This window comes from Clostridiaceae bacterium, assembly GCA_012840395.1.
Taxonomy (GTDB): Bacteria; Bacillota; Clostridia; order Acetivibrionales; family DULL01; genus DULL01.
In genome coordinates this window covers 1-9,155 of the sequence record DULL01000084.1, presented here as the reverse complement: position 1 = coordinate 9,155, position 9,155 = coordinate 1, and the positions used below count along the sequence as shown (strand labels likewise).

At 33.4% G+C, this 9,155-nt stretch carries 11 protein-coding genes and 1 pseudogene; all 12 read right to left on the bottom strand.

Annotated elements, in window-relative coordinates:
• Nucleotides 1-279 precede the first annotated feature (279 nt).
• Nucleotides 280-858, bottom strand: coding sequence for a methyltransferase type 11 (locus tag GXX20_09765; GenBank protein HHW31940.1), 579 nt, complete (start codon nucleotides 856-858; stop codon nucleotides 280-282).
• 402 nt (nucleotides 859-1,260) lie between these two features.
• The gene (locus GXX20_09760; GenBank protein HHW31939.1) at nucleotides 1,261-1,530 is read right to left on the bottom strand and encodes a DUF2007 domain-containing protein; all 270 of its coding nucleotides are present in this window, start codon (nucleotides 1,528-1,530) and stop codon (nucleotides 1,261-1,263) included.
• 155 nt (nucleotides 1,531-1,685) lie between these two features.
• Nucleotides 1,686-2,426 (bottom strand): CPBP family intramembrane metalloprotease, encoded by a 741-nt coding sequence (locus tag GXX20_09755; GenBank protein HHW31938.1) that lies wholly within the window; start codon nucleotides 2,424-2,426, stop codon nucleotides 1,686-1,688.
• A gap of 269 nt (nucleotides 2,427-2,695) precedes the next feature.
• Nucleotides 2,696-3,137, bottom strand: a pseudogene (locus tag GXX20_09750) (sugar phosphate isomerase/epimerase).
• A 177-nt stretch (nucleotides 3,138-3,314) separates the two neighbouring features.
• The gene (locus tag GXX20_09745; GenBank protein HHW31937.1) at nucleotides 3,315-3,689 is read right to left on the bottom strand and encodes a hypothetical protein; all 375 of its coding nucleotides are present in this window, start codon (nucleotides 3,687-3,689) and stop codon (nucleotides 3,315-3,317) included.
• Between the two features lie 208 nt (nucleotides 3,690-3,897).
• Nucleotides 3,898-4,068 (bottom strand): hypothetical protein, encoded by a 171-nt coding sequence (locus GXX20_09740; protein HHW31936.1) that lies wholly within the window; start codon nucleotides 4,066-4,068, stop codon nucleotides 3,898-3,900.
• A 160-nt stretch (nucleotides 4,069-4,228) separates the two neighbouring features.
• Complete coding sequence (locus tag GXX20_09735; protein ID HHW31935.1) at nucleotides 4,229-4,378, bottom strand: hypothetical protein; 150 nt, start codon at nucleotides 4,376-4,378, stop codon at nucleotides 4,229-4,231.
• A gap of 148 nt (nucleotides 4,379-4,526) precedes the next feature.
• Entirely contained in the window at nucleotides 4,527-5,327 is an 801-nt protein-coding gene (locus GXX20_09730) for a response regulator (protein HHW31934.1), read from the bottom strand.
• On the bottom strand, nucleotides 5,320-7,083 hold the full coding sequence (locus GXX20_09725; protein ID HHW31933.1) for a sensor histidine kinase: 1,764 nt from the start codon (nucleotides 7,081-7,083) through the stop codon (nucleotides 5,320-5,322). Before GXX20_09725 ends, GXX20_09730 begins: the two co-directional genes overlap by 8 nt.
• Before the next feature lie 8 nt (nucleotides 7,084-7,091).
• Nucleotides 7,092-7,856: a hypothetical protein gene (locus GXX20_09720; protein HHW31932.1), complete on the bottom strand. Its 765-nt coding sequence runs from the start codon at nucleotides 7,854-7,856 to the stop codon at nucleotides 7,092-7,094.
• A 65-nt stretch (nucleotides 7,857-7,921) separates the two neighbouring features.
• Nucleotides 7,922-8,830 carry an extracellular solute-binding protein gene (locus tag GXX20_09715; GenBank protein HHW31931.1) on the bottom strand — a complete coding sequence of 303 codons (909 nt, stop codon included), beginning with the start codon at nucleotides 8,828-8,830 and terminating at the stop codon, nucleotides 7,922-7,924.
• A gap of 23 nt (nucleotides 8,831-8,853) precedes the next feature.
• Entirely contained in the window at nucleotides 8,854-9,009 is a 156-nt protein-coding gene (locus GXX20_09710; protein ID HHW31930.1) for a hypothetical protein, read from the bottom strand.
• Nucleotides 9,010-9,155 lie beyond the last annotated feature (146 nt).

Below are 9,155 nucleotides of genomic sequence, written 5' to 3'. Positions count from 1 at the left end.
TAAAAAGCACTAAAAATATTCATAAAATAAACCAATCAAAATCAGCTTATACGTAGTTTTGTTCTACCATTATACATTCTGTGGAATTTACTTTTGCAAAGTGGAAATAAACTTTTCAATTGACCGTCCACTGAACATATTTTTGGCATCATACGTTCTTATTAGTAAATAAGTTTTTTCAAGAACCTTTTGAAATCAATCAAATTTTCTAAAAATTTATAGTTTAATATTAAACATTTTATCAATCAAATTAATATTCAGCAATGGAAAATAAATAAGCTATTTTCGTTTAAAGTCTAACCTCAAAAAGTATTTTCCGTTTGGAAGTTTATATAGTTCATTTTTAATAAAACTAAAATCGATACTCTCAAGTATTTTTACAAGTTTCTTTTCGTCAATATCATTATGGATTGCCATAATCGGCTCGAATTCTGATGAGTGATCCGAAGGACTTACAAAGTTAACTCCACAATTTTTTTGTATCACACAGGTTATTATATTCACGTTGTTCTTACTATTATATATAAGCCTTCCAAATGATTCCTCACCTAAGTATTCAATAATTAAATTACATATGTGGATATCCGATAAAGGTAAAATTGCATCATTACGGCTTAAATCGCAATGTATAAATTCTAGAATCTCCAGCAGGTTAGGATATCTAATTCTGCAGGCATCAAGATATTTTTTATTGACATCAATACAATAAACCCTTTTTGTTATTTCTTTGTCTATATTCTCAAGACCATTCCCTCCGGCAACTCCAAGTATAGCAACTGTAGATGGTTTGTATTCAATTAATTGTTGCCTGGTTATTTTATTTAGTGTCTGCAGTTGGTATACTTCTGCTGATGCCATATGGGCCTCATAAGTATTTAAATCTATCTCTTCCCAAGGATGACTCATAGAAACTCGCCTTTCAATATTTTAAAGTTTAAGGACTCAACCTGAAAATATATATATTGATTTAAAAATATTATAATCTATTATCCTATAATATCATTTAGCAAAATGACATAAAATAAAAAAACACCTCCGAGATTCAATATCTGAACCAAGGGAGGCTGTTATGAAATCTACTAAAATTAGTTTACAAAATATATTAATACATGTCAATAATAATTGTTAAAAAAAGTATAAACTGTTATACTGGTGTCTATATTCTTATCTTGTAAGCTGCAACACCATATTCCTCATACTATTTACTATACTTGTTTATGTATAGCTTCAGCTAATAAGCCTCTCATATTTTTAAAGAAATTATTCAAAAGTAATTTGTTCAATAATTTTTTTTGCTTTCTCATAAATAGACTTATCTACCAGTATATCAGTGGAAAAAGGTGCAGAATCACCACTGACTATTCTCATATGTCCGCCTGCTCCACGGTCTTTAAGGATGTAAGGAATACCGCTATCATCTAATACACCTTTTAACATAGCCAGTTCTACATTATTATCCACTGTTTTGAGAACTACAAGTTCAATTTGATTTGCATCATCTTTCTTATTGATATCTTTTTTCATAAACATAAAACCACCTCAAAAAACTTAAAACTATATTTAATATCAATTAAGTACTATAATGCCCCATTACAATTATACATAGTCTTACAGCAAAAATAACATTATTGTGAATCTTTCCTTCAGCTTTTTTGATTTCATCATAATACGGCGGTTACCGCTTTCTATGATTTGTAAGGCTTCAACGTATTATGATTTTTTCTATCTAATACAAATAAATATGCCCATGTACCTATTGCAGTAAGAATTCCTATAACTCCTACTGTATAATCTAATATTGCATGAACAAATATAGGTATAAATAATGATTTAGATTTCTCAAGAAGATATATAAAGTAGTATTCTGCAGCAATTCCTCCACATGCATAACTAAGCATTCTAACAATGATTAGTTTTAAACCTTCTCCTGCCACTAAACCCGGCAATATTGCATGTAGAATGCCCCAGAAGAAACCACTTACGATAACCGCTAACAACTTGTTATGTCTTTGCAACTCATTATATATGTATCCACGAAATATAAATTCCTCTGAAAAACTAACCATCACCAGATAAAAGAAAAATTTATAATATCCTCTTATAGTGAAATCGCCGTGTAGAAAGAAAAGAACAATCATTATCGCCAATAAAATATATTGAATATATATATGCATAAACCGAAGCTTGAAATCCGCTGACTTTTTTCTATAAATCACTGTCAAAATTAGTGGTACAAATAACGTTGCGAAAAAATCCCCAATAAATTTTATACCAATATTATTAATTGTAATATCATTATTACTAACCAACATATCTTGTTCTGTGATAAGTTTTAACACTACATAAAAATAAACAGTATAAACCAATGAAAAAACTATTGATACTAAAATGTGAACATTCAGTCTTTGCCTATTCATTTCCAACATATCTCTCTTAATCTCCGAAATATTTTAATTCGCCTAGTACAATATATTTGCAATGCCCTTGTTATCTATATATTGTTATTGATGTGTTGACACCTTATCTCAAAGATTTTTGAAAAATAATTGAATTATTATTTATGTATATAAAATGTTTTCCTGTTTTAATTATTTTATTTTATTTCTAAACAAATACAAAGTAAAGTCTTTTTTCTATAATTTTCACTATATAACACGGCAATTTTTACACTTGATTAAGGATTCAGGTGCATAAATTATCTTAAATCTCTTAGCTTCTTTGCTCTCTCAAAGACAATTGCAAGATACTCTCTCGGTTCCTTTATATACTCATATCCCATATTCATAATTTCAAGTGTAGTTGCTCCCTTATACTGAATATCAGTAATCTTTTTCATTACAGTATCCCAGTTAATGTTACCGTCAAACGGCATAAGGTGCTGGTCGCCCTTTCCATCATTATCGTTAAGGTGTAATGCCATTAATTTTTTTCCATATCTTGATAATAAATCAAGACGTATGAACATTCTCGACAAACAATCCTTCACGACGTGCTAGTTCAGGATTATGTATATAATCATTATTGCCAAACTCATTACCCCAATAAAGGATAACCCCATTGAATCCAGATTCTTTAATTAGACGATAGCGTTCCCTATATGGAATTTCATACCTGAACCAATCATAAATCGAAATCATTTAATCTCCTTAATCATAAAAATATTGATTTTCTTTAATTTTTACATTTTTATCTCCAGTTTAAGTTTTTAGCGAAGATGAAGCAATATATTATAATTTGATATCTAACAAAAAACTTGATGAAAAGAGTGCCTTCTCCGTACTCATCAGTCTCCTTGTCATAATGACCTGAGAATATCATTCTTCCACTTGAAATACTAAACCACATGAAGGACACTTGACATCTTCCGCTGATATTTCAGCAAAACAGGCAGGACATATCTCTTTTGCAAGCTTTTTGGTTAAATTATTCTTTTCTGTTTTTTTATACCTTTCCAAAACTTTACCGATTTCTATCCCATCTATTTCGATTACTTCTAACTCATTTGTATAGATCCATCGTATTTCTCCTTTTTCATCAGTAACAGCAGCAATAGGTATTTCCCCTTCCTCTTCATGGGGAAACAGATTACCACCCAGAAAACTTGGTGTAGTTGCTTTGTATGCTCCGTAACCTGTTCCAATTAGTACATATACTTTACTACTCTTTTTGTGTCTGACAATTATTGCCATGCCCTCACTCCTATAAGTCAATTTTTATCTAACATTTTTGAAATTATATTATATCATTAAGTCAATACCTTATCATCACAAATCATCCATATATATCTATGCAAAGCGGCATGCTTTTCAAAATTTTAGTTTACATCTAAAACTATTGTGCTATAATATAAGTAAGGATGGCGACGCTTGTTGCTGTCAGATTATGATAGTTGGTTTATTAATTAAAACGGTTTTTATCAGACCGTTTTTTTCTTTGTTTTTCAGGCTGTGGTTGAAGTAACCTATCTGTGATAATCTTTGCTGAAACAGCTACTCCTAATGGTATGAATATATATTTCACACACCATACAAAAGCAATACCGATGTATGTGTAAAAAACATCTTTCATACCAACCACCTCCTTCCACTATAAATTCCTTCAGCAACTATAACGTCGCCATCCTTATGTGTGGGAATTTACAGAAAGGAACCTTCAAAACAAACCACCTATCTCAAACCTGATTATTTATTACTATTATATTCTAATGGATAATAATTTACAATATTTTTCAGAACATTTGTTCTTTTGAATTAAACTCAATCAATATGTACCTGCCATCTGCTTTTGATTTTTCTGCCTCGGCTTCCATTTCCTCATTATCAAACAGTCTCCTGGCATTAAAAATGTTAAATTCGTTATTGGCAAAGGAACTATACAATAACTCGTAGATTTGTTTAATGGTTTCATAAGTATTGGCCTTTTGATTATTTTTCCTATGTATTAACTTGAAAAATAGTATCTCTTATTAAGACCATATTTGTGGAAAGGAAGAATGAAAATTACAATCCTGATCAGTTTTCATTCGTTTAAGAAATATTTGCTGCTTTGCCCTCTTTGAATTCAGTCGGGGTTATACCTACCATCTGCTTAAATATAACGCTGAAGTATCTCTGATCCTTATAACCTACCTTTTCTGATACTTCATACACTTTGGAGGATTGATCCATGAGTAAACTGCATGCCTTCTTAATGCGGTAATAGGTGATGTAATCAACAATAGTATAAGATGTTTCTTCTTTGAATATTCTGCTCAGATGGCTCTCACTCAATTGCATGCTGTCGGCTATATCTTTCACCCGTATATCCTTTGAATAGTTCTCAATAATGTATTTGATTGTCTTATTTACATATTCGCTTTTTGTACTGGGTTCTATGGCCATATACTCCTTAAATAGCATTAATTTGCTATCTTCTATATTTGAAAACTGTGTCTGTAACTTATTTACAAGGTTGTCCCTCCTGACAGCTTCACAAGCCCGCTGCAGGGCATCCATAAGTAAACGGTCATCCACCGGTTTGATCAGGTAATCAATGGCTCCAAGTTTCACAGCCTGCTGAGCATATTCAAACTCACTATAACCAGAGATTATTATAAATTTTGCATCGGATTTATCCTTGACAACCTTCATCATTTCAAGGCCGTTCATACCAGGCAGTCGAATGTCCGTTATAACAATATGAGGTTTCAACCGCAGTATTATATCCACTCCATCTATTCCGTTTGACACATCACCAATAACCTGACAACCCATACTTTCCCAGTCAATGGTAAATATTAGCCCCTTTCTGAGTAAGTATGCATCTTCAACAACAATTACTTTAAGCATTAGCGTTATGCCCCTCCATTATGACAGGAATTCGTATAACCACAGTAGTACCTATGTCTTTATTTGAGAAAATTTGCATCTCGCCCTGCTCTCCATAGTGAAGTTTAAGCCGTCTATAGACATTCCACAAACCTGTGCCCAACCTGGAAGTTTTTTCTTTAGGAACATCAGATAATTTAAAAACCTCGGCATCCATACCAATACCATTATCTTCAACCCGGATTTCCAGCTTTTCGCTCCGTTTGTTAACTGAAATATTGATATATCCTGGCTTTATTTTTGGCTCTATTCCATGAATAACTGCATTTTCAATTATAGGTTGAATTATAAGTTTCGGTATTTTGTAAAGGTTTGTTGAAGGATCAACATAAATACTTACAGACAGCTTATCCGAATATCTCATTTTTTGCAGTGAAAGATAATCCTCAATCAGGTCTATGCTCTCCTTAACAGTTACCATTTCTTCCCCTGCATGTACATTGCTTCTTAATATATTGCCCAGCTTAATTATGACACTGTCTATCTCATCGTTCTTTTTGAATTTTGAAAGCCATTTAATCAAATCCAGCATGTTATACAGGAAATGAGGTTTAATCTGAGCCTGTAGATTACTTAATTCTGCCTTGTGCAATAAATCCTGCTTTTCAATGTTTCTTTTAAAAAGTTCATCAACCTTCATTATCATATAGTTTAACTGATCGCTTAATGCACCAATTTCATCATTTCGTTTTATATTAGAACGAACAGTCATATCTCCCTGTTCAACGTGTTTCATTACTACAAGTAAATCATTTATAGGTCTTGAAATACTCCTCGTGATAATATATGAAGCCAGTATGCAGAGTAAACTCGAAAAAAGTGACAATATAATAGTTATAATCTGAATATACCTGTTTCCCTTTATAGCCATATTAACAGGTGTCGTACCAATTAGGATAAAGTTTGTTTCTCCGCTATTCTGACCGGCAATAATTAGCTCCTGTCCCTGATAATTATATTTTATTTGAGTTACAGTCTGCTTCAGGAGCAATTCTCTGAATTCCAGGTTAAAAACATTTCCGTCAAAAACCCTGAAATAATCATCATATATAATATAACAGTTTTTTGTAAATATCGTATATCCGATAGGCAAAAAGTTATTATTCAAACAAACAGCATCTTTTATGGCTTCTTCAGACAGGTCTATCAAAGCATATCCGACAATTTCATTGTCTGAATCCCGTATTTCTCTTGCCAGGGTAAGTGAAACGGGTATATCAGCCGGGCTGGTATACCTGTTGGGAAACAAAACCACTCTTGACGGATTATTCTTTAAAAGCCGGAATACTCCCCATTTTTCAAATAAAACAGGATCATAATCTACGGGCATATTATTAGTGGCAATAGAAAAAGTATTATCTTTATTGAACACATACATTATTGATTTATCAAAACGCCCTGCCATTACCAATGATATTTTTTGATAAATACTTCTTCTGAACTCAGGATTATTATCACCATACTTGAGTGATAAAATAACCTCCTGATCGATGCAAAACAGTTCCAGGCTTTCTGCATATTCTTTTATAGTATTTTCAAGACTGGCCCTTGCTGCTTCAACATTACTTAATACTTGTGTTTGTACATTTCTTATTGTAACAGTATTTGAAAAGAACATGATAAAGCTGCCCAGAATAATAATTGGCACCAGGGCTATGCAAATAAAGCAAAGTAATATTTTCAGAAACAGCCTTCCGTACTTATCTATATGGTACAAATCCTGAATTACTCTCCCCTCATACCCCTGTATTGAGGTATAAACATCATATCTTCTGTGATTTCTAGCTTATCTACAATCATAAGTGGATAGTCCAGATCACATACACCGTCAACTCTATGGCAATCAGATCCAAGGGATATTTTTACCCCTTCCTGAATTGCCAGCTGTACTACACGTTCATTGGGAGCACGCCATAGTCCGGATAACTCAAGGGCAACATTATATTTTCGGCATAAAGATACAATTGATTTCTCCCAGTCAATTATTTCCTGAGAATCATTTAACATATCTTCATAGAATGGTAATACAGTGGGATGTCCATATATATCCGGCTTATGTTCCCTAAAAAAGTTTTCTACATCGTTAAGCGCCCAATAAAGATATTTCATTGGATCACTATGGTCATACTGGTTTTCCCATCTGTCACGGAATCCTCCCCGGTAGCTGAAATATCTGCTGAGCGGTATTCTTCCTCCGTAACCATCAGGAACAGAATGTACAGAAGCTATAAGATAATCAAATTTATTTCTGACTTTATCCGGCATTATGAATTCTTCCCCGATATTTGCCTCTCCACCGATATATACATCGTATTCTCTCAAATCGTTAAGATACCTTTCTATATCCGCCAGTGTATTTAAGCCGTTGCTGAATAAATGGTCCGAAATCCCTGCCTTGTACCCCTTCTCCTTTGCCTTCTTTACAATGTAGTCCACACCTGTAGGTCCATCTGAGTAGGTAGAATGTGTGTGTAAATCAAAAATCTTCATTTTCAGTCTCCTTATTTATTATGTTGTGTATAGTTCAAAATAATGATATTTGATAATTGCTATCATCAGTCATTACTCAAAAACATTTCTTTCCATTTAAAAAGTATTTCTTCTCTATTATTTGATGCCCAATCGCTATCATAATCAATTGCCACCAACTCACTTATTTCAGGAAGCCCTTTTGGAGCCTGTACATCGATGCGGGAAGATCTTCTAGCCCACTTATTCACCTTTACCGTCTGCCATTCTTTGCTTAATATAAAATTCACGAATGCTTCTGCATTTTCTGGATTTTTACATCCCTTAACAATAGCCGGTCCACCCGTTATCAGATATGTTCCATCACTCGGGTAAGATACCTGAATAGGAGCACCCGAATTCAAATATTCAAAAGCAAAACTCTCTATGGTAACTCCAACGGCAAATTCTCCATTTGCTACTCTTTTTGGGACTTCTGATGAACTGCTTAAGATTTTTACATCAAGATTATTTAGGAACTCTCTGGCATAATCCCATCCTTTACCATTTTCCTTGCCAAATATTTGAACCATTGTACATAGCTGTGCATATCCTGAACTGGCCTTTTCAGGATCTGCAAAAGCTATTCTTCCTTTGTATTTTGGGTCTAAAAGATCTCTCCAGGCTACTGGATAATCTTTTTCATTTAACAAATTTGTATTGAATATAAACATTATAGGGTTAGCTTCGCCGCCATACCAATAACCTTCCGGATCTCCGCCGACAATAAAGTCTTTATCTTTTGGAACATAGGGCTGGAGATATTCTTTATAGGGACCATAGGAATCGCTTCCAGGACCGTTCACTACGTCAGCCTGGGGATTGATTGCTTCAGCCTTTATTCTTTGTAAAATCTCTCCTCCCCCTCCGCGGACTATATCAACTATAATTCCTGTTCTTTCCTGAAATTCCTTGGCAACAAGTTCATCCATATCTTCGTCATTACAGCAGTACACAACAAGATACCCTTTTGGTCCCTCTATTTTTCAGGGCTATTTGATTCTTGCTGAGTCTTATCCTTATTGCTTGCATCACCTTTTTCTTCAAATCCTTTCGAACATCCTATAAAAGATGCAGCAATAAGAAATAGTATTATCACATACTTGATAATTGCTGTAATTTTTCTTATCTTCATTCAAGCCCCCCTTTAAATGATACGTTCTGTTAAGTTAAATGAAAATTGAAAGCCCCGGACTCCTTGGGGTATAATAGTTTCACCACAAAACTCTATTACTCCAAAAAGGAGGCCGAGGCCTGTGACTATTATACCAAAAATTAAAT

Excerpts from the sequence above, each read along its gene's own strand:
- GXX20_09745 (HHW31937.1), bottom strand. The coding sequence starts at position 3,689 with ATGGCAATAATTGTCAGACACAAAAAGAGTAGTAAAGTATATGTACTA.
- GXX20_09755 (HHW31938.1), bottom strand. The coding sequence starts at position 2,426 with ATGTTGGAAATGAATAGGCAAAGACTGAATGTTCACATTTTAGTATCA.
- GXX20_09740 (HHW31936.1), bottom strand. The coding sequence starts at position 4,068 with ATGAAAGATGTTTTTTACACATACATCGGTATTGCTTTTGTATGGTGT.
- GXX20_09765 (HHW31940.1), bottom strand. The coding sequence starts at position 858 with ATGGCATCAGCAGAAGTATACCAACTGCAGACACTAAATAAAATAACC.
- GXX20_09710 (HHW31930.1), bottom strand. The coding sequence starts at position 9,009 with ATGAAGATAAGAAAAATTACAGCAATTATCAAGTATGTGATAATACTA.
- GXX20_09760 (HHW31939.1), bottom strand. The coding sequence starts at position 1,530 with ATGTTTATGAAAAAAGATATCAATAAGAAAGATGATGCAAATCAAATT.
- GXX20_09730 (HHW31934.1), bottom strand. The coding sequence starts at position 5,327 with ATGCTTAAAGTAATTGTTGTTGAAGATGCATACTTACTCAGAAAGGGG.
- GXX20_09720 (HHW31932.1), bottom strand. The coding sequence starts at position 7,856 with ATGAAGATTTTTGATTTACACACACATTCTACCTACTCAGATGGACCT.